General features: G+C 63.3%; 24 protein-coding genes and 1 pseudogene. 16 read left to right on the top strand and 9 right to left on the bottom strand.

Going from position 1 to position 24,141, the window contains the following annotated elements; all coding sequences use genetic code 11:
• Window positions 1-6: 6 nt before the first annotated feature.
• Both NTCA1_RS24670 and NTCA1_RS24665 read left to right on the top strand, forming a co-directional pair.
• Entirely contained in the window at window positions 7-426 is a 420-nt protein-coding gene (locus NTCA1_RS24670) for a VOC family protein (protein WP_159832113.1), read from the top strand.
• Window positions 427-476: 50 nt separating this feature from the next.
• Window positions 477-1,277 carry a hypothetical protein gene (locus NTCA1_RS24665; RefSeq protein WP_201282595.1) on the top strand — a complete coding sequence of 267 codons (801 nt, stop codon included), beginning with the start codon at window positions 477-479 and terminating at the stop codon, window positions 1,275-1,277.
• A gap of 172 nt (window positions 1,278-1,449) precedes the next feature.
• On the opposite strand, the gene NTCA1_RS24660 is transcribed toward NTCA1_RS24665, so the two are convergent.
• From NTCA1_RS24660 to NTCA1_RS24635, 6 genes are all read right to left on the bottom strand, one after another.
• Window positions 1,450-3,534, bottom strand: coding sequence for a TonB-dependent siderophore receptor (locus tag NTCA1_RS24660; RefSeq protein ID WP_201282594.1), 2,085 nt, complete (start codon window positions 3,532-3,534; stop codon window positions 1,450-1,452).
• 253 nt (window positions 3,535-3,787) lie between these two features.
• Window positions 3,788-4,750, bottom strand: a complete 963-nt coding sequence (locus NTCA1_RS24655) for a tyrosine-type recombinase/integrase (RefSeq protein WP_159832112.1) — start codon at window positions 4,748-4,750, stop codon at window positions 3,788-3,790.
• A complete protein-coding gene (locus tag NTCA1_RS24650) occupies window positions 4,747-5,121 on the bottom strand; it encodes a CopG family transcriptional regulator (RefSeq protein ID WP_159832111.1) in 375 nt (124 codons plus the stop codon). The genes NTCA1_RS24655 and NTCA1_RS24650 overlap by 4 nt, the downstream gene beginning before the upstream one ends.
• Before the next feature lie 69 nt (window positions 5,122-5,190).
• A complete protein-coding gene (locus NTCA1_RS24645; RefSeq protein WP_159832110.1) occupies window positions 5,191-5,523 on the bottom strand; it encodes a hypothetical protein in 333 nt (110 codons plus the stop codon).
• 47 nt (window positions 5,524-5,570) lie between these two features.
• A complete protein-coding gene (locus NTCA1_RS24640; RefSeq protein WP_305080998.1) occupies window positions 5,571-5,774 on the bottom strand; it encodes a helix-turn-helix transcriptional regulator in 204 nt (67 codons plus the stop codon).
• A 29-nt stretch (window positions 5,775-5,803) separates the two neighbouring features.
• A complete protein-coding gene (locus tag NTCA1_RS24635; RefSeq protein ID WP_159832108.1) occupies window positions 5,804-6,349 on the bottom strand; it encodes a DUF2975 domain-containing protein in 546 nt (181 codons plus the stop codon).
• Window positions 6,350-6,519: 170 nt separating this feature from the next.
• On the opposite strand from NTCA1_RS24635, the gene NTCA1_RS24630 reads away from it, so the two are divergent.
• The 5 genes from NTCA1_RS24630 to NTCA1_RS24610 all read left to right on the top strand — a co-directional run bounded on the left by NTCA1_RS24630 (window position 6,520) and on the right by NTCA1_RS24610 (window position 14,369).
• Complete coding sequence (locus tag NTCA1_RS24630; RefSeq protein ID WP_159832107.1) at window positions 6,520-7,353, top strand: MipA/OmpV family protein; 834 nt, start codon at window positions 6,520-6,522, stop codon at window positions 7,351-7,353.
• Between the two features lie 63 nt (window positions 7,354-7,416).
• A complete protein-coding gene (locus NTCA1_RS24625) occupies window positions 7,417-8,616 on the top strand; it encodes an efflux RND transporter periplasmic adaptor subunit (protein WP_236549561.1) in 1,200 nt (399 codons plus the stop codon).
• A 12-nt stretch (window positions 8,617-8,628) separates the two neighbouring features.
• Entirely contained in the window at window positions 8,629-11,844 is a 3,216-nt protein-coding gene (locus NTCA1_RS24620) for a multidrug efflux RND transporter permease subunit (RefSeq protein WP_159832106.1), read from the top strand.
• A complete protein-coding gene (locus NTCA1_RS24615; protein ID WP_159832105.1) occupies window positions 11,837-13,249 on the top strand; it encodes an efflux transporter outer membrane subunit in 1,413 nt (470 codons plus the stop codon). Before NTCA1_RS24620 ends, NTCA1_RS24615 begins: the two co-directional genes overlap by 8 nt.
• Window positions 13,250-13,697: 448 nt before the next feature.
• Window positions 13,698-14,369: an outer membrane protein gene (locus NTCA1_RS24610; protein WP_159832104.1), complete on the top strand. Its 672-nt coding sequence runs from the start codon at window positions 13,698-13,700 to the stop codon at window positions 14,367-14,369.
• 197 nt (window positions 14,370-14,566) lie between these two features.
• Here NTCA1_RS24610 and NTCA1_RS24605 read toward each other — a convergent pair whose 3' ends face one another.
• Window positions 14,567-15,493 (bottom strand): carbon-nitrogen hydrolase family protein, encoded by a 927-nt coding sequence (locus tag NTCA1_RS24605; RefSeq protein ID WP_159832103.1) that lies wholly within the window; start codon window positions 15,491-15,493, stop codon window positions 14,567-14,569.
• Between the two features lie 269 nt (window positions 15,494-15,762).
• Here NTCA1_RS24605 and NTCA1_RS24600 point away from each other — a divergent pair, with 269 nt between their 5' ends.
• From NTCA1_RS24600 to NTCA1_RS24590, 3 genes are read left to right on the top strand one after another with little or no spacing between them, the layout of a single operon-like run.
• A complete protein-coding gene (locus NTCA1_RS24600) occupies window positions 15,763-16,071 on the top strand; it encodes a BrnT family toxin (RefSeq protein WP_159832102.1) in 309 nt (102 codons plus the stop codon).
• A complete protein-coding gene (locus tag NTCA1_RS24595; RefSeq protein ID WP_159832101.1) occupies window positions 16,052-16,384 on the top strand; it encodes a BrnA antitoxin family protein in 333 nt (110 codons plus the stop codon). The genes NTCA1_RS24600 and NTCA1_RS24595 overlap by 20 nt, the downstream gene beginning before the upstream one ends.
• Before the next feature lie 3 nt (window positions 16,385-16,387).
• Window positions 16,388-16,648, top strand: coding sequence for a DUF2442 domain-containing protein (locus NTCA1_RS24590; protein WP_236549560.1), 261 nt, complete (start codon window positions 16,388-16,390; stop codon window positions 16,646-16,648).
• A gap of 25 nt (window positions 16,649-16,673) precedes the next feature.
• On the opposite strand, the gene NTCA1_RS24585 is transcribed toward NTCA1_RS24590, so the two are convergent.
• Window positions 16,674-17,399: a DUF6118 family protein gene (locus NTCA1_RS24585; protein ID WP_374705215.1), complete on the bottom strand. Its 726-nt coding sequence runs from the start codon at window positions 17,397-17,399 to the stop codon at window positions 16,674-16,676.
• Between the two features lie 12 nt (window positions 17,400-17,411).
• The gene (traA, locus tag NTCA1_RS24580; protein WP_159832100.1) at window positions 17,412-20,591 is read right to left on the bottom strand and encodes a Ti-type conjugative transfer relaxase TraA; all 3,180 of its coding nucleotides are present in this window, start codon (window positions 20,589-20,591) and stop codon (window positions 17,412-17,414) included.
• Window positions 20,592-20,765: 174 nt separating this feature from the next.
• Here traA and NTCA1_RS24575 point away from each other — a divergent pair, with 174 nt between their 5' ends.
• The 6 genes and pseudogenes from NTCA1_RS24575 to NTCA1_RS24550 all read left to right on the top strand — a co-directional run.
• Entirely contained in the window at window positions 20,766-21,074 is a 309-nt protein-coding gene (locus NTCA1_RS24575; RefSeq protein ID WP_159832099.1) for a conjugal transfer protein TraD, read from the top strand.
• A gap of 37 nt (window positions 21,075-21,111) precedes the next feature.
• Window positions 21,112-21,330 (top strand): conjugal transfer protein TraD, encoded by a 219-nt coding sequence (locus NTCA1_RS24570; RefSeq protein ID WP_159832098.1) that lies wholly within the window; start codon window positions 21,112-21,114, stop codon window positions 21,328-21,330.
• A complete protein-coding gene (locus NTCA1_RS24565) occupies window positions 21,327-21,974 on the top strand; it encodes a trans-aconitate 2-methyltransferase (protein WP_159832097.1) in 648 nt (215 codons plus the stop codon). Before NTCA1_RS24570 ends, NTCA1_RS24565 begins: the two co-directional genes overlap by 4 nt.
• Window positions 21,967-23,175 (top strand): MFS transporter, encoded by a 1,209-nt coding sequence (locus tag NTCA1_RS24560; protein WP_159832096.1) that lies wholly within the window; start codon window positions 21,967-21,969, stop codon window positions 23,173-23,175. Before NTCA1_RS24565 ends, NTCA1_RS24560 begins: the two co-directional genes overlap by 8 nt.
• Window positions 23,172-23,435, top strand: coding sequence for a hypothetical protein (locus NTCA1_RS24555; protein ID WP_159832095.1), 264 nt, complete (start codon window positions 23,172-23,174; stop codon window positions 23,433-23,435). The genes NTCA1_RS24560 and NTCA1_RS24555 overlap by 4 nt, the downstream gene beginning before the upstream one ends.
• Window positions 23,436-23,437: 2 nt before the next feature.
• Window positions 23,438-24,109 (top strand): annotated as a pseudogene (locus NTCA1_RS24550) (type IV secretory system conjugative DNA transfer family protein); the annotation flags it as partial.
• Window positions 24,110-24,141: the final 32 nt, after the last annotated feature.

Raw genomic sequence — 24,141 nt, 5'->3', positions numbered from 1 at the left:
TGAGATATGTCCGACTATCCATTCAATCTCGATGCGATCGACCATGTCGTCCTTCGTGTGTCCGATCTGGAGCGCAGCATTGCGTTCTACAGGGACGTAATCGGCTGCACGTTGGATCGTCGGCGTCCCGAATATGGAATGGTTCATATGCGGGCTGGCTCGTCTATGATCGACCTTCTCGATATCAACGGCCCAGTCGGCGGCGGCACCCACGTCGATCAACACCAGGCCAACTTTGATCATTTCTGCCTGCGAATAGCTCCGTTCGACGAGCACGCTCTGATTGCGCACTTGCAGAAATTTGGTCTCGAGCTCGAACTGCCCGTTCGGCACCGCTACGGTGCTCAGGGCGACGGTCCGTCCCTGTATCTGCACGATCCGGACGGAAACCGCGTAGAACTCAAGGGCCCTTCGCCTGCGGCATGACCGCGCGAGCGCGCAGTTCAATAAACTTCCCGTTTTTCGGAGGAAACCAAATGTTCAAGTCGTCCAAATCGAGGGGGCTTTTGACGGCGGTAGCCGCCAGTGCCTTGATGGTCCTGCCCGCCCAAGCGCGCGACATCGTGAAGCTACAGTTCAGCAACGGGCGCAGTGAAGTGGTAGGCGTTGAAAACGTAAATGCGGTGTTGCGCGGTGCTGGCGTGCGCGCGAGCACGGTTGCGATCCCCGAAGGCGCCAAGCCGATTCTTCGCGCTTCCGAAACACGCGCCGTGTCCGAGGCAGAGCAGAAGAAGCTGATCACGCTTTTCTACCTGAACCGCACACAGTTGCTGGAGCAAATCGAGTTAGCCGGACGGACGCCCGAGGCGCACCGCGGCGGCTATCTGTCGAGCGCGGAGCCGGGCGTGTCGCCTTATCCCAAGGTCTATGACATGAAAGCGATGACCGCTCAGCAGCAGTCAGACGTACTGCGACGCTTTGGACGACTGCACGTCAATATTGCGGACGACGGAGTAGCGATGGATGAGGTGATGACAGTCGTTGCCGGCGGCCCGTTTACCTGGATGTTCGTTCTGCCGGACGGAGTGGTCACACGTCTGACGGTCGATCGCGTCGGTCCGAATGACCCGGCACTGCGTTTGAGCTATCCAGGGCTTGGCATGCACGCTGGTTACATGGACCCGCCCGACGGTTTAGTGATTGCCTTCGGGCACGGACCGAAGGAATTCATCATGCGATACCAGGACGATAGCGTCCCGCACGCGGACCTCTTAAATACCAACCCTTGGGTCGATTTCTCCGGAAGCCGTCCAAGGCTTGTAGAACGGGTTCGGTGAGACAAATGTGAGCATACCTCGCGGTGCGTCCTCCATGACCTCTCTGGCCGCCATGCCGGTGCGTTTCGCAAGCGCATGGACCAGATCGCACGAGAAAGCCGAGCGGCCTTTGGATTGGGCTAGCCTCAACGGTGAAGGACATCATGCCGTATGAGAAACGCTCCAAAGCTTGTCAGAAGCTGAAACGGGCCGTGCCGATGACCGAACGCGGCGCACCCGGCAGATTCAGGATCGGCGAGGTGCCGTGCCCAGCGATGATGTAACGCTTGTTGGTCAAGTTATGAGCGTTGAGCTGCAAGCGGACGGGACCAAACTGCGCCCACGCAAGGGCGTCGAACGTCACGTAGGAGGGCAGGACCGTCGTATTGGCAGGGTCGGCCCAGCGGTCGCCGACATAATTGACCCCACCGCCTAAGCCATAATGGGTGGCAATCGTTTTGGTGAAGAAGAGGTTCGCGGAATTTAGCGGAGTAAGCGTGGCGCGCTTGCCGATCATGCTGGGTGTCGCCGATTCCGTAATGCGCGTATCGAGATGGGCATAGCCCGCGATCGCGCGAAAGTTCTCCGGCAAATCCAACGCGGCGGACAGCTCAACACCGCGCGTCCGCTGCGTGCCGATCGGCACGATACGCTGCGTCACAGGATCGGTGCCCTTGATCCCCGTTCGCCGGAGGATGAAGGCGGCTGCCTGCACCGACAGCCGCCCTCCGAAGAGCGTGTATTTCGCGCCGGCTTCTTTGTTGGTGGTCTGTTCAGGCTCGATATCGGTGTTGTTGGCGGCCAGCGCGAAGGTCTCGGCCGAAGGCTGGAAGCTACGGCTCCAAGACACATAGTAGGATTGCGCATCGTCGGGCTGGAACAGCAATCCTGCACGCGGGCTCCAGTTGCGATCGGTCCGGGCCAGGTCGGTCTGGCCCGGCAAACGCCGGTCGGTCTTCTGGATGAACCAGTCGTGCCGAAGGCCCAGCATCGCCTTGATGCCATGCCCGAAGTCGATCAAATCCTGCACATAGAGGCCGCGCGTATCGAGGCGCGTGACACTGTTGTCGGTAAACGTATTGAAGCTGTCATTGTCGACCACCGGCAGGACAGGATCGAAGATCGACGTCACCGCGACCGTCCGGCCCGCAAAACGCTGGCTGCCCTTGCTCTGATGCGCGATCTCAAAGCCGTAGAGAATGGTGTGCGCCGTTCCGAGCAGGTCAAGCTTCTGGGTAAGCTCGGTCTGGTTGGACCAGCCTGCCTCATCGCGATCGAAGCGACTGTGTTCCAGCGTCACCGTCTGCGCCGCCGCATCGACCGCCGAGGGGATCGTGCTCTGCCGGTCCAGCGTGTAGCGATAATGATTGAACCCGTTGCGCAGGCTGAGTGTGTCGGAGAAGCGGTGGGTCACGGCCACACGCTGCGACACTACTTCCGAATGCGCGAGATCGGCGTCACGGGCATTGGCCGCGCCATAATAGGTGGAACGCGGCACATCGACGGGGCGGCCGTTCAGGGCCGGTATGCCAAGGTCCATCAAGCGGCGATCGTTCACATAGTCGGCCTGGATCAGGATGGTCGTGTTCTGTCCGGCACCGATCAGTAGCGAGGGCGCCAACGCAAAGCGTTTGAGGAACTGCTGCTCGCGGAAGCTACCGTTGTCCTCCAGCGCGCCGGTCAGGCGGAAGCCGACATGCGACGTCTGATCGAGGCGGCCGATATCGATCTCGCCCCGGTAGCTGTCGAACGAACCTGCCGAGAGAACGAAGGCGGTGATGTCGCCATCGGGTTTCTTGGTCACGCGATTGACCAGGCCGCCTGATGATCCCCGGCCATATAGCACCGCCGCCGGACCCTTGATGACCTCGATACGATCGACGTTCGACAGGTCGCGATAATAGAGAGCGTCGTCCCGGAAGCCGTCCACAAACTGGTCGGCGATTGCCGTAAAACCGCGTATCCTGAACTCGTCGCGCTGCCCGTCGCCTGATGCGAGTGTGACGCCAGGCACGTTCTTGACAGCATCCTGGAGCGACAGCGCCCGCTGGTCGCGCAGAACCTCGGCGGGCACAACGGCGATGGACTGCGGGATATCGCGGAGCGGGAGCGCCACCTTCGCGGCGGAGCTGTCCTGGGGCACGTAGCCGTCTCGCAAACCTGTAACGATAATGTCTGTGCGCTGCTGGTCTTCACCAGACTCGTTGGCGTGCGCCGCCGCCCCGATCGTCATTGCTATCAACGCGCACGATATGTGCAGACCTTGCTGAAACTTCATGTAACCCCCGCACTGCCCAATCTGTGTTAACCTGCCACTAGTGCGAATGATTATCACAAGCAAGTAGGTGTGCCGGACTGGCGACCTTCGTCCGTAGGCGATCTGTCAGAAAGGTAACTGGAAATGAGGCCAAACCATCCGAAACTGCGTGCTGGATTGCCGTACTGCCAACAACCTCATTGAACGGCTCTCCGTCAGTCGCCGTGTCCCTCAAACGCGCGGGGCTGTTGAAAAAGGCTCGAATTTCCAGACGCTAAATCAACACACGCTCCACCTCGTCCAGCGTCACGTCATCGGGCCGGCGATCGTAGAGCTGGGTGGTGCGCGTCGAGCTGTGGTTCGCCATCGTCGCGGCCGTCTCCAAGGTGCCACCGTTTTTCAAATAGGTGGTGATCCCGGTCGCGCGGAACGAGTGGTTGCCGATCGCCGTGCCGATCCCGGCCGCCGCCGCGCGCCGGCGCACCATCGCGAACGCATTGGGCTGGGGCAGGGGGGTATCGCTTAGTCGCTTAGTCTTGCGTCCGATCGTGCGGAACAACGGCCCCTTGCGATCGTCGCGCAGCGCGCAGCCATCAAGATATTCGGCTAGGTAATGCTCAAGATTGTGGTGGCAGGGCATCTCATGGCGCTTGCCGCCCTTTTCGTGCAGCCGGACCCATAGGCGGCGGTTCTGCACGAACACGTCCTCCACCTTCATCGCCAGCGCCGCGCCGACCCGCGCGAACGAATAGACCATCAACCCGATCAAGGCGCGGTCGCGTAGGCCGGCATGGGTGGTCACGTCGATCCGATCGAGCAGTGCCCGCGCCTCGTCGGGGGCCAGCACCGGCGTCTTGCCGCGCCGCTGGCTGTGCGCCGGCCCGCGCACCGATGCGGCGGGGTTCACCGGCACGACATGGCCCGTCACCAGCCAATCGAACAGATGCTTCACGCCGGCGAGCTGCTGCTTGACGCTAGGCGCGGCCAGCTCGCCCCCCAGCGCCTCGATCCAGGCCGCGACGTGGAGCGGCTGCACGCCGGCAAGGGAGGTAACGCCGCGCGCATCACACCAAGCCAAGAAGTCGCCCGCCGCGCGCGCATAGGCGCGGCGTGTGTGCGGATTACGGATGGTGACGGCGAAGAACTCAAGGAAGCGCAGCCGCGTGGCGTCGTCGGCCGCCGCGACCAGCGCCGGCAACGCCAGTGTGGGCGAGGGCAGGGGGGCGAGCTGGTTCATCGCGCGATTTTCTCCCAGCGCGGCGGTTCGGGACGCGGCTGCGCCAGCTCCCGGCGCAACTCGTCAAACACCTCGTCGGCGGGGCGGGCCGATTCCAGATCGGCCGCCGATGCATCGAGCATCCGGCCTAGCAGTTCGTCGCGTAAGGCGCGGTGCGGCTCCAGTTCACGAAAATTCTGGACGATCGCAAACACGGCCTCGGACGGGTCAATGAACAGGCCGCACTCGACCCGCTCCAACAGCCAATCGGCCTGATCGCCGGTAAGATACGTCTCGAATCGCAGGCCGCCCGCGCGGGCCTGCTCACGCAACGCCTTGGCCTGGTCGCGCTCGGCATAGTTGTCAGCAAAGGCGTCCTCGTCGTTGTCCATAGAGTGTTCCTATCGGCGGTGGATCTCGAATCGTTTAAACGGCCTCGCTTGCCATGTGGGCGGTCTCGTTCATGCGTGCGCGCTCCCCTCGCGGCGCGGTCGTCCACCCCGGACGTGCGCGCCAGGATCAATGATCGTCTCGGCATGGCGACTGAGATTTTCGACCGCGCCGGCCATGCCGAATATCTCGACCCGGCCGCCCTTGTTGTAGATGCGCCCCGCTATGGTGCCGTGGAGGATGGCGCGTGCCTTCGGCTCGATCGTCAGGTCGCCCATGATCGTGCCGTGCAGGATGAACCGCACACCGCCTTGCAAGGTCGCGTCGCCAGTGATGGTGCCATAGAGCGCCATGTCCTCGCCGATCGCGAACGGGCCGTCGATATTGTCGTGAACCGCCTTCATTCCGCGTCCCGTATTTGCCCTTGTTTGAATGTGTGATAATTAACTTATTATGTTCCCTCTTCAGGAGGCGCGGCGTTCAGGTCAAATTCCAGCAGGTCGCCAGGCTGGCATTGCAGTTCATGACAGATTGCGGAAAGCGTTGAGAAACGGACCGCGCGGGCTTTCCCCGTCTTGAGGATGGAGAGGTTGGCCATGCTGATCCCGGTGGCTTCGGACAGCCTTTTGAGGCTCGTCTTGCGAAGAGCAAGCATGACGTCCAATCTTGATATGATCCACATGATCAAACCATGAACCGGGCTTCGTCGGCCATGCGGATAGCACGATCGAATGCGCCGGCGATTACATAAGCTAAAAGACCACACACCAGCGCGCCGGCAGGCATATTGAGAAGCGAGGCGCCAAGGCCGAGCGGCGGGAGGTCGCCGTCGAGCATGGAAAGCGAGGCAAGGCCGATGACGACGCCTAGCGCCCCGGCGACACTCACTCCTAAGAGAAGCCCACTTGCCCGGCGCATGGCTTTCGTCACGAAGCGCGAGAAGAACTCACCCCGATGGAAGCTGCCGGCTATCGTCCATATCTCCCGGACCACGAACGCCATGAGGATGGATTGCACGGTCACCGTTATCGTTGCGACGATGATGGTGGACGGGGGAAGCGTACGAAGCCAGGGTAATCCCACGAGCGAGGCGTAAGCCGGCTCCCGCCAGGCAATGATGTATCGCAACGGCAGGGAAACCGCGAGCAAGAGCGTGGCCGTCACGATAGCGGCCTTGATGCCGAATCCGAAACCGCCTCCCCCCTCATAGGGGACATCTTCACTTTCCATTGGCAACCTCGTGTTTCCATTTCGCCCCTCCCCGGATCGATCGTCCCACTTCCGTCGGCCACATATTCATAAACAATAGGCTGCCAAACACGGGCAATCGAATATCATTGACATAATATCGGTATTCGATATTGAATCGTTGACAATCAACGCTTTTAGGTGTGCCTATCATGACAACGATCTTTGGGCGATCTTTTTCCCACGCAAATGGCGCAAAGGCGGATGTGAGCAAGATTCCCGCCGTTCGGGTCTTCACCCTCTGTCTTGCGGGCTCTCTCGTTCCCGGCGCGGCCATGGCAAAAGATGGCGAGCAGACCCCACACATGGCCGACCATGTCACCATCGGTGCAGGAGCCACTGTGCTACCCACGTTCGAGGGCAGCGATTCGACGCGGGTCCTGCCACTTCCCGTCATCGACATTCGGCAAGGCATTTTCGTTGCCAACACCTATTCCGGAATCGGCGTCAGCGTGCCGGTGACAGACGAGATCAACATGGGCGCAGGCGCAGTCTTCGTGCTCGGTTATCGGCAGAAGGACGTGCCGACCGGCATCGAACGTATCAAGAATGCAGCCGGCATCCGGGCCAACGCCACGATACGCAAATGGGGCTTCGTCAGCACGGTCGGCGTGACCAAGGTGCTGGGCGGTACCAAGGGCACGGTAGCTGACGCCGTCATCAGCTACCCCGTGAGACTCGATGATCACCTCACGATCGTGCCGGGCCTCGGCACGACATGGGCCGACAGCAAATATAATGACCGCTATTTCGGGATCTCCCCGGAAGAGGCAGCGGCATCCGGTCTTTCCCGCTTCAGCCCCGGCAGCGGTTTCAAGGACGTGACGTTCAATCTCGTCGCCAATTACCGCCTGTCACCACGCTGGAACCTTTCTGTTGGGGGAAGCGCGATCAGGGTCGTGGGCGATGTGAGCGACAGCCCGCTTGTCCAGGATAAGCTGAACGCCAGTGGCTTCGCCTCCATTTCCTACACGTTTGGGCGGTAAGCCAGATTGCTCAGGCTGTCGGCCCAAAAATCCCAATGACCGTCAATATGTGAGGGGCAGACCTTGCCGCCATTCAACCTTTCCCAGGCGTCGTTCGAAACCGTCCGTCTGCAGCCTCATGCACTCTTCTCACAGCTATGCTGGCTCGCCATTCCCGCCGCGCTGCTGCTCGCATCCTGTGGCGGGCCGCAGCGTCAGGCGCCCCCACCGCCGCCGGTTGACATCGTCAAGATCGTCGCAGGCGATGTTCCCAACATCATCGAATTACCCGGCCGGATCGAAGCCGTGCGAACCGCCGAGGTCCGGGCAAGGGTCGATGGCATCGTCGAGCAGCGGCTTTACCAGGAAGGGTCGGACGTACCCGCCGGTGCTCCGCTGTTCCTGATCGATCCACGCGACAAGCAGGCCCAGCTTGCCCAGGCGCAAGCGACGCTGGCGCGCGCGGGCGCAGCGCAGGCCAATGCGCGTTCGATCGTGGCACGCTATGAACCGCTGGTCAGCCGAAAGGCGGTTAGTGCCCAGGAATATGATGCGGCCCTGTCCGACGCGCGGCAGGCCGACGCGAATGTCGCCGATGCGCGCGCGGCGCTTGCCCGCGCGCGCCTGGAGGTCGGCTATACGACCGTACGTGCACCGATCGCAGGACGCGTCGGACGTGCACAGGTCACCGAAGGGGCGCTGGTAAGCGGCGCTTCCGCGACCCTGATGACGCAGATCAACCAGCTATCGCCGATTTACGCCACGTTCACCCAGGCGAGCGCGCGCCTGCTCGACCTGCAGCAACAGGTCCAGTCCGGGGCTCTTCGCGTTCCCGACCTCGCCCGGATCGAAGTGCGATTGATCCTGGAGAACGGACGCGAATATGGCACCGTGGGCCATATCGACTTCGCCGACCAGACGGTCGATCCCTCCACCGGAAGCCAACTGGTCCGGGCGCGTTTCGCCAATCCCGACCGCCAGCTCCTTCCCGGCCAGTTCGTGCGAGGCCGGATCGTGGCAGGCACCCTGCGTGGCGGTATCAGCGTGCCGGCGCGCGCCGTCCAGATTGCAGGCGAGGAAGCCGCTGTCCTGCTCGTCGCCCGCGACAACAGCGTCGTGCGGCGCACGGTCGAGCTGGGCAGCCAGATGGGGGGACAATGGGTGATTTCATCGGGCCTCCGGCCCGGTGACAGGGTGATCATCGATGGCTGGATGAAGGTCCAGCCAGGACAGAAGGTCACGCCCCGGGTGAAGACCGCTGCCGCATCCGGCACGGCTCGCTGACGGGGTCGCGTCATGAACCGCTTTTTCGTTTACCACCCAGTCTTCGCGTGGGTGATCGCCATCTTCGTCGCGCTGTTCGGGATCATCGCGCTACGCCTGCTGCCGGTCGAGCAGTATCCGGCGGTGGCGCCCCCCGCGCTCAATCTCCAAGTGACATACAATGGCGCTGACGCGGCGACCCTGGATCGCACGGTCACCTCGATCATCGAGAAGGAGATGAGCGGAGTCGAGAATTTCCTCTACATGTCCTCGACAAGCCGCGCCAACGGCACCGCCCAGATCACGGTGACCTTCAAGCCAGGCACCGATCTCGATGTCGCGCGATCCCAGGTGCAGGACCGGCTGAGCCGGGTGGAGCCACGCCTCCCCGCGCCAGTGCGCCAGCTCGGCGTCAGCGTGACCAAGTCCAGTTCCGGTTTCCTCATGCTCGTCACGCTGGAATCCAGGACAGGCAAGCTCGGCGCGCTCGAAATGGGCAATTATGCTGCGACCAAGATCGTCGATGAGTTGCGCCGTGTCCCAGGCGTCGGCGACATTCAGCTCTTCGGCTCCTCCTATGCGATGCGCATCTGGCTCGATCAGGAGAAGCTCGCCGGCTACGGTATTTCCGCTGCCGAAGCGCTTGCCGCCGTCCAGGAACAGAACAGCCAGACGGCGGGCGGCGGACTCGGCGAACAGCCGCTTGCCGGCGGCTCGGAATTCAATGCGAAGATCGTCACTCAGAACCGCTTCTCGACGCCCGAGCAGTTCCGGCAGATCATCGTGCGTTCGAACCCGGACGGCTCCACCATCCGGCTTGGCGATGTCGCGCGGGTCGAACTGGGCCAGGACAATTACAGCTTCCGCCTCACGCGCAACGGCGAGCAGGCGGCGGGCATGGCGATACAGCTGGCCAGCGGCGCCAATGCGCTCGGCACAGCCGAGGCCGTCAGGGCGCGGCTCAAGGATCTGGAACGGACCTTTCCGGGTGACATGGTCTGGACGGTTCCGTTCGATACCACGCCCTTCATCACCGCATCGGTGGAGAGCGTCATCCATACGTTGGTGGAGGCGATGGTCCTCGTCTTCCTCGTGATGTTCCTGTTTTTGCAGAACTGGCGTGCCACGCTCATCCCGGCGCTAGTCGTCCCGATCGCGCTCGCCGGCTCCTGCCTCGGCCTCTATTTGTTCGGTTATTCGATCAATGTCCTTTCGCTCTTCGCCATGGTGGTGGCGATCGGCATCCTCGTGGACGATGCGATCGTCGTGGTCGAGAATGTCGAGCGGATCATGCGCGAGGAGGGCCTCAATCCCCGGCGCGCCACCGTCAAGGCGATGGGTCAGATCACCGGCGCCATCATCGGCATTACGCTCGTCCTCATCGCCGTGTTCATCCCCATGGCTTTCTTTCCGGGATCGACCGGCGGCATCTATCGCCAGTTCTCGGTGACGCTGGCGATCTCGATCTTCTTTTCGGCGGTGCTCGCGCTGACATTCACGCCGGCGCTGTGCGCGACCTTGCTCAAGGCGCATCAATCCCATGATGGCGACCACCCCTTTGCGCCCAAACCGGGAGTCCGGGGATGGTCGGCGCGCTTTTTCAATGCGTTCAATCTTCGCTTCGACCGGATGACCGGCGGCTACGCCCGGAGCGTGAGCGGGATGCTGGCGGTTCCCGTGCGTTGGCTGGTGGTGTTCGCCGCGATGTGCGTGGTCGCAGTCCTGCTGTTCACGCGATTGCCGGGCGGGTTTCTCCCCACGGAGGATCAGGGCTATGTGTTCGCCACCTACACCGCGCCGCCCGGTGCGACCATGGAGCGCACGCGCGAAGCGGTGGACCAAGCGGAAGCCTTCCTGCGCAAGCAACCGCAGGTCCGCAATATCGTGTCGATCGAAGGGTTCAGTTTCTTCGGCCAGGGACAATCGGCTGCCCTTTCCTTCATCGATCTCAAACCATGGGAGCAACGCGAAGGCGCAGCGAACTCGTCAAGCGCGCTGGTTCGACGCGCGAACGCCGCCTTCGCCGGAATCACCGGCGGCGCCGTCTTCGCTCTCGACCCCCCACCCATCCAGGCCCTGGGCAACGCAACCGGCTTCACGATGAAGATCGAGGATCGTGGAGGCGAAGGCGGGATGCAGTTGCAGCTCGCGGCCCAGCGCATTCTCGCCGAGGCGGCGAAAAGCAGGGTTTTTGCTATGGTCCGCCCGGAAGGGCTGCCCCCCGCTCCCCAACTCTTCGTCGATATCGACCGGATCAAGGCTCGTGTCCTCGGCCTCCAGATCGGGGACGTCAACCAGACGCTCGCCATCGCCTTCGGCTCGGCCTATGCCAACGATTTCGTCAATGACGGCAACGTACTGCGCGTCTATCTGCAGGCTGAGGCGGCGCAACGCATGCGCGCGGAGGATGTAGCGGCGCTCCGCGTGCGTAACGACAAGGGCGAGATGGTACCCTTTTCCGCCTTCACTACGGCCCGGTGGACGGCGGGACCGCAGCAGCTCGAACGCTATAATGGCTATCCTGCGGTCACCATTTCCGGGCAGGCGGCGCCGGGCGCTTCCAGCGGTGCTGCGCTCGAAGAGATGGAGCGAATCGCGGGCAAGATTCTGACCGGCAACCTGTCCTATGAATGGACCGGCACTGCCTACGAGGAAAAACAGGCGGGCGGCCAGATCGGTCTGTTGCTGGGTCTCTCAGTCGTGGTCGTGTTCCTGTTGCTCGCAGCTCTCTACGAAAGCTGGCCGATCCCCCTCTCGGTGCTGATGGTCGTACCCTTTGGCGTGCTGGGCGCGATCCTCTTCACCATGGCAAGGGGGTTGTCAGCGGACGTCTATTTTAATGTCGGCCTCATCACGATCATCGGCCTTGCCGCCAAGAATGCGATCCTGATCGTCGAGTTCGCGATTGAGGAAGAGGATCGCGGAGTGTCGCCGCTGGATGCGACGATCAATGCCGCTCGGCTGCGGCTGCGGCCGATCCTGATGACCAGCCTGGCGTTTGTCCTGGGCATGATCCCGCTCGTCATCGCCAGCGGCGCGGGTGCCGCGAGCCGTCATGCTGTGGGCACCGGCGTGATGGGCGGCATGATCGCGGCAACGCTTCTCGGCATATTCTTTACGCCGGTCTTCTACCTGGTCATGCGGCGCTGGCTGGTGCGCAAGCACGACCATGAGGCGACCGATGCACGCGAAGAGGCGGAGGAGACCGGCCAGCATGCAAAGGACGGCAAGGGGAATGCCCATGCGTAAACCAGCCCTTGGCTTGCTTGGCGCAGCAGCGCTGTCTGGCTGTAACCTCACACCTACTTACGTCCGGCCATCCTCTCCTGTGCCGGCAGCCTATTCTTCGACGAACGGGCAGGCTGGCGAGACTGCTTCGGCGATCAGCTGGGAAAGCTTTTTCGGTGATCCAAGGCTGAAGGCCTATATTGCCGTCGCGCTTGCCAACAATCGCGACCTTGCGGCGGCGAGCGCGCGGATCGAACAGGCACGCGCCCAGTTCCGCATCCGGCAATCCCAGCGCCTGCCGCAACTGGGCGGCAATGCGAGCGGCACGCGCACTCGCGCGCCGCTGGGATCGCTGGGCCTTGGCGATGCCCTGGGGAATGGCTCTGTCACCTATGATCAATATGCCGTGCAGGTGGCGGTGAGCGCGTTCGAACTGGATTTCTGGGGACGGGTGCGGAACCTCAGCGAAGGCGCGCGCCGGCAATATCTCGGAACGATCGAAGCGCAGCGCGCTTTTCGCCTGTCGCTGATCAGCGACGTGGCGGCAACCTATTATGGCATTCGTGCGGGCGAGGAAGGCATCGACCTTGCCAAACGCACGGTTGTTAGTCGCAAGCAGGGCGTCGACATCGCGAAACTGCGGCTCGACGCAGGTGTCACATCGTCGGTCGACTATGATCAGGCGGCCGCGCTGCTCACGCAGGCCGAGACCGAGCTCGCCGAACTGCAGCGCACGACCGAGCAGCGGCATAATCAGCTTCTCGTTCTGATCGGCGGACCAGTCTCTCGTTCGCTCCCGCAGGGCCGTCCCATAGGCGATTCAGGGCAGTTTCAAGCGCTCGATCCGGGCCTGCCCTCCGCCCTGCTTGAAAGTCGGCCCGACATACTTCAGGCGGAGCAACAGCTTCGTGCCGCAAATGCCAATATCGGCGCGGCGCGGGCGGCCTTTTTCCCCACCATCTCGCTCACCGGCGCATTCGGGTTCGTGTCGCCGCAACTCGACGGCCTGCTCAAAGGCGCGAACCAGAACTGGTCCGCCGGTGCAAGCGCGGCGCTACCAATCTTCGACTGGGGAAAGCGCAAGGCTGATCTGGACGTGGCCAAGGCGCAGCGCGACGAACTGGTCGCGACCTACCAGCGCACCGTGCAGAATGCGTTCCGCGAGGTGTCAGATACGTTAGTGGGACGGCAACGCTACCGCGAGCAGATCGTCGCCCAGGAGCGCGCCGTCGCCGCTCAGCGACGTCTCGCGGAGACCGCTATGCTGCGTTACGAGAACGGCATCGCTATCTATCTTGAAGTGCTCGACGCGCAGCGCAATCTGTTTGCCGCTGAGCAACAACTCATCAGGCTGCGCGCCAATGAATTGCAAAATGGCGTCTCACTTTACATCGCTCTCGGTGGCGGAACAGATAAAGGTAATTGATGGGTTGTTATCCTCTTCTCCCCGGCGCAGCGTTGCCCATTTAGCTGACCGGGTCGAGCCGCTCCGGTCGCTGGCAGCCTCCCCTCTCCCTGCTGCTGCGGCCGGAGCGATGCGGTGATGGTGAGCGTCGTTTGATACGACGAGTTGTCCGCCATTTGCGCCAAATATGCCGACAACGACAGCGTCTTGGTCTCGGCATGACTCTCATTGCGCAAAATCTGAGCGATACCGGATGCTACTTTCCCGATCTCTCAGATGGCACTGCGATCATCTGGGTATAGCTGGCCTCAGCACTTCGCTGAATTAAGCGATTATCATTGATAATATATTGTTTATCAATATATTCAAGTTGTGCGATTCGCACATTTCGCAGGAGAAGATGGGATCGGCACGCATTGCGCAAAGGGCGTGCGAGTTAACCATTCCATTGAAGAATCGGAGTTTATTGATGAAGAAGATGCTTATCTGTGTCGCCGCAGGCACCTCCATGGCATCGGTCGTTCCTGCCATGGCACAGGACGCAGTTACGGTTCAGCCGTTTTCGGGTTTTCATGTGGAGGCTCTTGCTGGATACGACGTAACCAAGGCCGGCAGTAGTGTCGACGATGACGTCGATGAGGACAACGATCAGTCGATAGATGGTTTTGCTCTTGGCATCGGGGCGGGTTACGATTTCCGCTTCAACAACTTCGTCGTCGGACCTGAAGCCGAGGTAACCTGGTCTACTGCCAAGACTAGCTTCAAAGATGGTGATTTCGAAGGATTCGGACTTGGTAACGTGAAGGCCAATCGGGATATCTACGTTGGCGCGCGCGTGGGTTATGTGGTGACCCCGACGACCATGATCTATGCCAAAGGTGGCTACACCAACGCCAAGTTCGACGTGAACAACGCCAGCGGCACTGTCGAAACAAATCGCGACATTGACACTGATGGTTGGCGCATCGGTGCAGGTGTCGAGCAGGCTATCAGCAAAAATGTCTTCGCTAAAGTTGAGTACCGCTATTCGAACTACAAGGAAGGTGAGCTCGATTATAGCAATGATTTCCCGGACGGCGACCGCTTTGACCTCGACCTCGATCGGCACCAAATCATGATGGGGGTGGGCGTGCGGTTCTGAGCCACTCCGATTTTGCATGTGGGAAGGACTGGACTGGAAGGCCCAGCCCTTTCTGCGTCCGGGCTGATTTGCCATGAATCGTAGAGCCGGCTACGGCAGCCCAACGACAGCTTCCAGATTAGAATTGTATTTCTAGAAGAAACCTCTCCCTCTCAATAGTTAGAAGCCGCCGCCGCGCCACACCGAGGCAAATGGTACTAGCTGCCGATGAAGGTTGTGCCGTCACGCTGCCGCTCATCGACGTGAAGGTTGAACACGTCGGGGCGGGAATAGTGTCCGACAACGTCCAGATCGTAGCGGGCGCGGATCAGTTCGTCGGTATCAATCTCAGCGGACAGCAATCCAGTCTCTTGCTCCAGCGGACCTGCCAGCACGTCGCCAAGCGGTCCGACGATCATGCTGCCGCCGCCGATCAGGGGGCGGTCGTCATCCCAGTGCGCAACGGTGATGCCCAGTTCGGTGGGCGAGGGCTGGACTTGGCAAGCGCTGATGACGAAACAGCGGCCCTCATGCGCGATGTGACGCATAGAGCTTCGCCAGATGTCGCGCTCGTCCACAGTCGGCGCACACCAGATCTCGACGCCCTTGGCATACATCGCGGTGCGGAAGAGCGGCATATGGTTTTCCCAACAAATCGCCGCGCCCAGCTTGCCGGCCGCACTCTCGACCACCGGCATCGTCGATCCGTCACCCTGCGACCAGATCAGCCGCTCGGTGCCGGTGGGCATGAGCTTACGGTGTTTGCCGACGATGCCGCGTTCCGGGTCGATGAACACGGCGGTGCAGAACAGCGACGACCCCGCGCGCTCGATCACGCCGAGCACCAGCGTCGCATTGGTTCGCGCGCTCAGCCCTGCCAGCTCCGCCAGTTCAGGTCCGTCCATGTCGACCGCATTGTCGTAATAGCGCGCAAACGCCTCTCTGCCCTCTGGCATCCGGTAGCCAAGCCGTGTGCCGAACATCTCGCCCTTTGGATAGCCGCCGAATAGCGCCTCGGGCATCACGACCAGACTGGCGCCTGATCGCGCGATCCGGTCCTCGAAAGCCATGACGTTACCTAGGGTGGCGGCCTTGCCAGCATAGTCGGAGCCGATCTGAAGTGCGGCGACGGAGATCTTGTTCATGCCGCCCCTCTAGTCAGATTTGCTGCCGTCTGCCATCGGAATGGCGTTTCGGACAAATCCTGATCGGCTATCCAAGCATCTTGACGGCCGTTTCAAGATTGCCGCGAGGGAAGCGCCCCGCGTTTTCAGGGGGCATCTGGAATTTCCGATCCGCTCGCGCTTCATGCCAATGTATATATGATAAAGGACATTATCATACATAGAACGGCATGTGAATCCGGGGCAGGGAGCGCCTTGCATAACGACAAAACTATAATTATATTTCCGTCATGTCGTCCGTTCGCTTTTCGTGGAACCCGCGCAAGGCGGAGGCCAATCTGAAAAAGCATGGCGTCAGTTTCGAGACAGCAGCCCGCGCCTTTGCGGACCCTTTCGCGCTCAGTGAGCAAGATCGGATCGAAGGCGGCGAGCAGCGATGGCAGACCTTGGGCCTGGTAGAAGGGCATTTGCTCCTGCTGGTGGCCCACACCGTCGCCGAGGATGACGACGACGGCGAATATGTGGAGGTCATTCATATCATTTCGGCCCGAAAAGCCGATCGGAAGGAAAGGCGACGTTATGAAGAAGAAAGACGCTGATACCGTCCGCTTCCAGCTCGATCCGGCGGACCTGCCCCCGCTGACCGACGCGCAGAAGGCCGAACTAGACGCCTTGCAGGCGCTGCCGGATAGCGAAATCGACTATAGCGACGTGCCGGCGCTGTCGGACGATTTCTGGAAGGGTGCCGAGCGCGGCCGCTTCTACAAGCCGATCAAGCAACAGGTCACGGCGCGGCTCGATGCCGATGTGCTGGCGTGGCTCAAATCGCAAGGCAAGGGCTACCAGGCCCGCATGAACGCTATCCTGCGGCGCGAAATGCTGGCGACCGTGAAGCGGCGCAAAAGCGCCTGACATATGAACATCACCGACAAGGCCCGCACCATCGCCGCCGTGCGCGCGATCGGGCCGGCATCGCTGCATCTGTCGTGGTCGGACGGGACGGCGGCCGATCTCGATCTCGGCGCGATCTTCACCGATCGCGCCTTTGCAGCGCTGCGCTATCCGGGCGAGTTCGCCAAGGTCGAAGTCGGCGATTGGGGGCATAGCCTGGTCTGGCCTTCGGGGGTCGAGCTGGGCGCGGATATGCTGTGGCTCGAAACGCTGTCGGCGACATAGCAGAATAGACATGGGGTCTTGGCGGTCACTGTCCCTGCGCCTTGACCTCGATCGTGCAGCGCACCGGCTTTTCGGCCTTTTCCGCCTGCTCGCGGCACTTCCGCACCGTCTCGCGATTGGCGTCCGATAGCGGCGAGGCCGCGACGATCAGCCGCCAGCTCTCCGGATCGACGCTCTGCATCAGCCGCTGCCCCGCCTCCCACGACCCCGGTTCATTCAAAACGCGGGTCGCCATGCGCTCGGGCCAGCGCCAGCTATCCGGCGTCGCGCGAGCGAGCGGGCCGGCAAGGAAAGCGTAGAGCAACAGCCCCGCCACCACACCGCCCGCACCAACGATATACAGCCAGCGGTTTTGCTCGTCGCCCCGGCGCGCGGATGCGAGCCGGTTGCCGATCTCGCGGGCGGCCTGATCCAGCCCTGCGCGCGCTTCGGCGACAAGCCGCGCGTCCTCGCGGCGCGCGGCCGTAGCCGCCGTCGCGATCTGGCTCGCCATGGAATCCGGCGTCATCGATAGCAGCGGACTTTTGGCGATGGGGTCGATCCGCTGGGCGAGCGCCACCAATATCTTTTCGGTGCGCTCAAGCGTCGGCTCGTAATCGGGTATCTCGATATTCTCGCGCGCGGCGGTCAGCCCCTCGATCGCGGCGCGCAGCAACGCCACCTCGCCATGCACCGACGCCAACCGATCCTCGACCCGCGCGAACGCCCGCGCCGGATCGTCGGCGTCATCGAAACCATCATCCTCGCCCACTATAGTTCCTCCTTACCGGCTCATCCCGCGATCTCGGCCGATCTCCAAATCTCGGGCCAGTTCGCGGCCAAGGTCGCGCCCGCGCTCCATGCCCATTTCAAGCCCCAGCTCGCGGGTGCGATCACGCAGGATCGATTCCACTTGCGGGTCGCGCTCAAGGCTTTTCGCCATGCCCGCCATTTCCTTGCCCGCCTTCTCGCGGCCCGTCATGTCGCCGGCGCGATACAGCTCGTCTCGCTGGGCGCTGAGGCCCTGCCAGCGTTCCACGAAGCGGTCGGCGCGCAAGTTCGGATCGGTCCGCACGCGGGCCTCCTGCGCCATCGCCTCGACCATCGGGCCGCTGCGCCCCGCCGCCGCCTCATGCAGCAAACCGGGATCGCGCTGCATCGCCGATACCATATCACGCGACGCGGACGGCCTGATCTGGTCCAGCGCCGCCGTCGCGCGCTCGAGCGCGACCTTCTGATGTTCCAGCACCGGCCCGCCCGATGCGCGGGCCTGCAACACCGCCTCGGCCGATCGCGAGGCCCGCTCGACCGCGCGCCGGAAATCGCGATCCTGGCCCTGCTCGGCACGCGCGGGGGTTTCCTTCGCCGGCGCCGGCGCCGGCGTGCGCTGGGGCAGTTTCAGCCCGTCGAACATGCCCCGCCTGGGAGCCGCCTTCTCCTTCGCGGCGTCTTTCGCGTTCGGCGCTGGTTCGACCGACTGCGCCCGCTCGGCCGACAGCTTCAAACCATCGAACATACCGCGCCGCGGCCGCCCTTCGCCCGCGGCCTTTGCCTCGCCAGCGCCGCGGTCGCTGGCATCACGGTTGCCAATCGCGCGCGTGCGTGGATCTTCGCCCATCTGGCGCATGGTGCCAGCGCGCACCCCGAGAAGCTCCACGCCCTTGCGCTCGGGCGCATCCGCAACGCGGATCTCGCCCGACACGCCGCGCCGGTCGGCGAAAGCACGAATCCCCCCCTCAAGATTATGGGCATCGCGGTCGCGACTATCAGGCGCGCGGTCATAATCCGACGCCATATCCTTCGGCCGCTCACGCGAGAGGGTGCGGATGAGCTGGCGTTCGTCGGCGAAATCGTCGCGGCCATAGTGAAGATGGACGCTCTCCCGGTGCCGGGACATGCCGACATAGGATGAGTAGCGGTCCATCCCCGGCGTCACCAGCGCATGATCCTGATCGACCGTCACGCCCTGCGCCTTATGGAATGTGGCCGCATAGCCATGATCGACATGGGCATAGTCCTTGAGGTCGAACGCGACGCTGCGGCCATTTTCGAGGCGGACCACCATGCTGTCGGGCGACACGCGCTCGACCTTGCCCAGCGTGCCGTTCTTCACCCCCAGCCCGCGATCATTCTTGAAGAACATGATGTGGTCGCCGGTCGCGAACTCCCGCGCGCCCCGCTCGGCCGACACATGCACGTCCTGGCCCAGCTCGCCATTGGCGCGCAGCCGCTCGCGCGCTTCCTCGTTCAGCTCCCGGACCTCGGCATTGGTGTGGGTGAGGATGATCCGGCTCTTGTCGGGTTCGGCGAGGCGAGCGTGATCCCAGCCCTCGATCAGCTCGGCCCGTGCCTGCTCGCGCGTCTCGGCCGCGTGGACCATGCCATGCTCGGCATAGGCACGGAGCGCCTCGGCGGTCCTGCCCGTCGCCAGCGCCTTTGTCGCTTCGCGCTGCCAGTCCTCATGCTGCCGGCGTATCTCGGTGATCTCGGCCCAACCGTGGCGCTCGGTCACGGCCCGGAACGCCGCCCCGGCCTCGATCGCCTGCAACTGCTCGGGGTCGCCGACAAGAACGACCTTCGCGCCCGCCTGTTCGGCATGAGACAGAACGCGCTCCATCTGGCGCGTGCCGATCATGCCGGCCTCGTCTATGACAAGCACGTCGCGCGGGCCTAGCAGCTCGCGGCCCTGCCCCCACTGATATTCCATGCTGGCGATCGTGCGCGAGGCGATGCCCGAACCGCCCTCAAGCCCCTCGGCCGCGATCCCCGACAAGGCAGCGCCGCGCACCGTGTAGCCCTGCGCTTCCCACGCCTCGCGCGCCACCCCCAGCATCGCCGACTTGCCGGTGCCCGCATAGCCGACGATCGACGCCAGGCCCTTGTCGCCGGTGATATGTTCCAGCGCGCCGCGCTGCTCGGCCGACAGGTCCAGCCCCCTCCCCTCGGCCGTCGCCAGCGCGCGCGTCACATGGGCGTCGGCGACGCCATGCCCCCGATCGATCGCCAGCCCCTCGGCCGCGCGTTCCAACCGCTGCTCCGTCTCGATCATGTCGCGCGAGGTAAAGCGGTCCTCGCCCTTCCCATCCTTGCCCAGCGCCACCAGCTCGGGCGAGGCGCGCACCGCGCTCATCACCTGGTCGAACTGGTCCTTGCCGTCACTGTGCCGGAACGCGAACTGCGCCAGGTCGCGCCGCGTGAACGTCGCCTGCTGCCGGGTGATCGCGTCCAATGCGATCTCGGGCCGCGCAATGATCTTCTCGCCATTCTCGCGCGCAATCCGGGCATGGTCCTCGACCCGCTCGGCCTCAAGCCCCTGCCCAGGCATACGCGACGCCGCTGGCCCGATCTTGTACTGCGGCTCAAGGTCGATGCCCTGCGCCTCCAGGCTGCGATGGTCGATCCGCGCGTCAATATCGAGCGCCGCAAGCCGCTCGTTCACATGGTCGGCCCACGCTTCGCGCCACTCCTTCAGCAGCGCGCGGTCATTCCATTCGACCACCTTCTTGCCGAACCCCTCGGGGCCGATTTCGCGCATCGACAGCATGACATGCGCGTGCGGCTTGGGTTGCCCGTCCTTGCCCATGTCCCAATGCACATTGAGGTCCGCGACCATGCCGCGTTCGACAAACTGCTTCTCGACAAAATCACGCGCAAGCTGGACGCCCTGTTGTTGGTTCATCTCGCGCGGAATCGAGAACTCGACTTCGCGGGCAAGCTGCGCGTCCTTGCGCTTCTCGCCGGCCTCGACCTCGTTCCAGAGGGTCGCGCGATCGTTTAAACGCTCCGGCGCACCTTCGGGCAGCATGATTTCCGAATGGACGACTCCGGCCTTGTTCGAGAAATCATGGTTCCGCCCGAGCCGGTCATCGTGCAGCCGTTCCGCTGCGCGATAGGCCGCGCTGGCAACGGCGCTCGATCCACTGGAGCGGCCGATGACTTTCGCGGAGAAATGGTAGATCGCCATGACAACGCTAAACCTACCTTTCTTAGCGCAGATCGGCAACGATCTATAAGCGCGCACTCACACTCTCTGCCGTTTGCATGATTGACTTCGCCGCATTTTTGGATCGGAATGGTTCCTCGCGCGCGCGATCGTGCTACGCTGCGGCCTCATTCCTTGGGCGCGAGGGAGAAGGATATGCGCAAAGCACGGGACTATGACGCAGAGCTGAAAGCGCTAGGCGACAAGGCCAGGGCGTTGAAAGTTAAGAAGGTCCAGCAGCTCGGAGAATTGGTCATCGCGACCGGGGCCGATGCGCTCGATCTCGACGTTCTGGCAGGTGCTCTGCTCCATGCCGTTGCCGAAGCACAGGTCGAAGGAAACCGGGAGGCGTGGCGCTCCGATGGCGCTGGGTTCTTTCAGCGACGGGGGCGCAAAGCTGGAAAAGGCGCTGACGGCAACCGACAGGGCGGCAGCGAAACTCCAACAGATGGTGCGCAGGGCTGAGGCCGGGCAGCGCCGCACCGATGCGAGGGAATGGGTCGTGGCCCGACGCGTACGCACCCGCCACCTGATCGAGCTGGGCGGCCTCGTCCAGAAGGCCGGCCTTGTCGATCTCGCCGACGACGATCGCGCTACCCTCTACGGCGCGATGCTCGAACTGGCGGAGAAGGCACGCGAGGACGGCAACGCGCTCGCGCTCTGGAAGCGGCGCGGCAAACGGGCCTTCGACACGGAAGCAGAAAGCGAGGCTACGCCATGACGGATGCGAAAGCCGGCGCTGAAAACATCATCCCCCTTTACGAACGCACGGCGGCGGCGTGGCTCGCCGCGCGCGGAACCGATCTCGCCGAAGCCGAATGGTTGGACCTGCTGACCGAACGCCTCGAACCCGGTGCGACAATCCTCGATCTGGGTTGTGGCGGCGGCGTTCCGATCGGTGCTGAACTGTTATGCCGGGGGTTCGCCGTCACCGGCCTGGACAGCGCGCCCAGTCTCATCGCTCATGCTCGCACATCGCTGCCGCAGGGCGAATGGATCGTCGGCGACATGCGATGCTTCGCCCCCCCACACCGTTTCGATGGCCTGATTGCCTGGCACAGCTTCTTTCATCTCGGCCACGACGATCAACGCGCCATGATACCGCGCTTCGCCAGACTCCTTTGCCCCGGCGGTACGGTTATGTTCACATCCGGCCCCCAAGACGGTGTATCCTGGGGCGAGTGGCAGGGTGAATCCCTCTTCCATGCCAGCCTGTCGCAACAGGAATATCGCGAACGGCTCGTCAACGCCGGGTTCTCGGCCATCACCTATATCGAGGCCGATCCCATCGGATCAGGCCCGACCCTGTGGCTCGCGACGCTGGGGATCGGACAGGGCAACGCTGGACGCCGGAACGGTGCGTAAAGGGTCCGAACGCCTCCTGCTGGGAACGCTGCTCGTCTCCACCATCGGCGATGAAATCACCCAGGTCGCGCTCATCTTCCGGATCGCCCCGAACGGATCGAGTCTCGAAGTCGCGGGCCTGCTGATCGCCCTGCTCCTGCCCGGTGCGCTCGCCGCGCCCTATGCAGGCAAGCTCGTCGATGAACGCGATGCCGGCAAGGTGCTTGGCTTGGCCGCGCTTGTGCAGGCTCTGGTCTCCGTCGCGCTCGCCATGACCGCCAGCCCGGTCGCTGCGCTCGCCGGCGCTGCCGCACTCAGCATCCTGTTCACCTTCAGCGGGGCAGCCACCTTCGCGCTCATTCCGATCGTCGGCCGTGAGGCGGGATTGCCGGTCGCTCGGGTCAACGCCGCAATGGAGTTCGCCGGCGGCGGTGGTGCCGTGTTTGGCCCACTCGTCGGCGGGGCGCTGGTGGCGGTGGGCGGCGTCACGACCGCCCTGCTGATCGATGCCGCGACCTTCGGTCTGCTTGGCGCTGTGGTCTGGTGGTCGCGGCTCAGCCGCACGCCCGAACCACCGGATGGCCCGAGCGGATGGTCCCTGCTGGCCGTCGCGCGCAGTTATGCCGGCGTCGTCCGGATCAGGCCCGTCATGCTGCTACTCGCCTCCTTCTGGGTCGTCATCCTCACCCTCGCCATCTCAGATGCGGTCTATGTGTTCCTCGTCATGAAGCTGCTGGGCGGCGGAGCCTTCCTCTATGGCGCGCTGATCGCGGCATGGGCGCTCGCCTATCTCGTCGGCGCATGGGCGTTCACTCGATCGGCCGAACGCCATCCCCATCGCGCCGCCTTCGCGGGCGGGGCCGGCATGGCCGCCTCCTTCCTGATGATCAGCCTTGCGGGCCTGTTCTTGCCTGATCTGCCCACGGCCATCGTCGCCCTGGCCTTCCTCGTCGGCGGTTTCGGCAACGCGATCTACAATATCTCGGTACGGACCATCCTCCATACCGATGTGCCTCCGGCGCTCCACGGTCGCGCCGCCGCCCTTTATGGCACCGGCATACGGGTCTCCGAAACCGCCGGCTATTTCGCGGGTGGCCTGCTCGGCCCCGCTCGCGTCATCCTGGCCTATTCCATCTCGGGCATCGCCGCGCTTGGCGCTGCCCTCACCGGGTCCACCGCGACGCGCGGCGCAAGGGCCATAGCCACAGAGGATATGACATGACGCAGCCCTCACGCCTCTCCTGGCAGCTCCTGATGGTGGGACCGGGCATCGACCGGATCACCCCCGACATTCAGGACAAGCTCGCCGCCCTGCTCGACATGCTGCCCGCCACCGCGACCATCAACGTCCAGACCGATGCCGGCTATGTCACCGTCTCGCGCGACTGGCCCAGCCACCGCATGGAAACCGTCGATAGCCTGGTGGACGCCATCGCCGCCGCTCCGGGCATCACCCATATCTCGGTGCCGGAAGGACGCTGACGATGGAATGGTTCCGCCAGCTCGGCCGCGCGATCCGCAATCTCGCCCGCATATCGCGCCAGAACCCGATATGGGCGATCACGGCGCTGACCCTCAGCCCGATCGCGCTCATCCGCCACCTGTTCAGCGTCCTTCTCGTGGTCCTGATCGTCGGTATCGTGCTGGGGATCGGGATGCCGCTCATCCTGGGCAAGCTGCTGGGCCTGCCGCACGATTCCCATATCTATCAAATGGTGATGATGCTGACGGCCGTGGTCGTCATCCTCGTCGGCGTGCGCGCCCTCTTCCTGCCGCTGATCCTCAAATATGGCGGTCCTGACGGCGACGCCACCCACGGCTCGGCCCGCTTCGCCACCGATCGCGAGACCCGCCCCCTCGCCCAGGCTGGCGATGGCCTGCTGATCGGCCGCGACCGCAAATCGGGCAAGCCGCTGCGCTATGCCGGCCCCGCCCATCTGCTGACGATCGCGCCGACGCGCACCGGCAAGGGCGTGGGCACCATCATCCCCAACCTGATCGACTATCCCGGTTCCGTGGTCTGCATCGACCCCAAGGGCGAGAATGCCCGCATCACCGCGCGCCAGCGCGGGAAATTCGGCCCGGTCCATGTCCTCGATCCGTTCGGGGTGACGGGACAACCCAGCTCGGCCCCTGTGCATTATGCGGACACAGATTCACGGTAGCGGTTTGATGAGCAGCGGCATGA

Origin of the sequence: Novosphingobium sp. TCA1 (assembly GCF_009811895.1) — a bacterium.
GTDB lineage: Bacteria > Pseudomonadota > Alphaproteobacteria > Sphingomonadales > Sphingomonadaceae > Novosphingobium > Novosphingobium panipatense_A.
This window is presented reverse-complemented; position numbering and strand designations above follow the sequence as displayed.

Excerpts from the sequence above, each read along its gene's own strand:
- NTCA1_RS24670 (WP_159832113.1), top strand. The coding sequence starts at position 7 with ATGTCCGACTATCCATTCAATCTCGATGCGATCGACCATGTCGTCCTT.
- NTCA1_RS24665 (WP_201282595.1), top strand. The coding sequence starts at position 477 with ATGTTCAAGTCGTCCAAATCGAGGGGGCTTTTGACGGCGGTAGCCGCC.
- NTCA1_RS24660 (WP_201282594.1), bottom strand. The coding sequence starts at position 3,534 with ATGAAGTTTCAGCAAGGTCTGCACATATCGTGCGCGTTGATAGCAATG.
- NTCA1_RS24655 (WP_159832112.1), bottom strand. The coding sequence starts at position 4,750 with ATGAACCAGCTCGCCCCCCTGCCCTCGCCCACACTGGCGTTGCCGGCG.
- NTCA1_RS24650 (WP_159832111.1), bottom strand. The coding sequence starts at position 5,121 with ATGGACAACGACGAGGACGCCTTTGCTGACAACTATGCCGAGCGCGAC.
- NTCA1_RS24645 (WP_159832110.1), bottom strand. The coding sequence starts at position 5,523 with ATGAAGGCGGTTCACGACAATATCGACGGCCCGTTCGCGATCGGCGAG.
- NTCA1_RS24640 (WP_305080998.1), bottom strand. The coding sequence starts at position 5,774 with ATGCTTGCTCTTCGCAAGACGAGCCTCAAAAGGCTGTCCGAAGCCACC.
- NTCA1_RS24635 (WP_159832108.1), bottom strand. The coding sequence starts at position 6,349 with ATGGAAAGTGAAGATGTCCCCTATGAGGGGGGAGGCGGTTTCGGATTC.
- NTCA1_RS24630 (WP_159832107.1), top strand. The coding sequence starts at position 6,520 with ATGACAACGATCTTTGGGCGATCTTTTTCCCACGCAAATGGCGCAAAG.
- NTCA1_RS24620 (WP_159832106.1), top strand. The coding sequence starts at position 8,629 with ATGAACCGCTTTTTCGTTTACCACCCAGTCTTCGCGTGGGTGATCGCC.
- NTCA1_RS24615 (WP_159832105.1), top strand. The coding sequence starts at position 11,837 with ATGCGTAAACCAGCCCTTGGCTTGCTTGGCGCAGCAGCGCTGTCTGGC.
- NTCA1_RS24610 (WP_159832104.1), top strand. The coding sequence starts at position 13,698 with ATGAAGAAGATGCTTATCTGTGTCGCCGCAGGCACCTCCATGGCATCG.
- NTCA1_RS24605 (WP_159832103.1), bottom strand. The coding sequence starts at position 15,493 with ATGAACAAGATCTCCGTCGCCGCACTTCAGATCGGCTCCGACTATGCT.
- NTCA1_RS24600 (WP_159832102.1), top strand. The coding sequence starts at position 15,763 with ATGTCGTCCGTTCGCTTTTCGTGGAACCCGCGCAAGGCGGAGGCCAAT.
- NTCA1_RS24595 (WP_159832101.1), top strand. The coding sequence starts at position 16,052 with ATGAAGAAGAAAGACGCTGATACCGTCCGCTTCCAGCTCGATCCGGCG.
- NTCA1_RS24590 (WP_236549560.1), top strand. The coding sequence starts at position 16,388 with ATGAACATCACCGACAAGGCCCGCACCATCGCCGCCGTGCGCGCGATC.
- traA (WP_159832100.1), bottom strand. The coding sequence starts at position 20,591 with ATGGCGATCTACCATTTCTCCGCGAAAGTCATCGGCCGCTCCAGTGGA.
- NTCA1_RS24575 (WP_159832099.1), top strand. The coding sequence starts at position 20,766 with ATGCGCAAAGCACGGGACTATGACGCAGAGCTGAAAGCGCTAGGCGAC.
- NTCA1_RS24565 (WP_159832097.1), top strand. The coding sequence starts at position 21,327 with ATGACGGATGCGAAAGCCGGCGCTGAAAACATCATCCCCCTTTACGAA.
- NTCA1_RS24555 (WP_159832095.1), top strand. The coding sequence starts at position 23,172 with ATGACGCAGCCCTCACGCCTCTCCTGGCAGCTCCTGATGGTGGGACCG.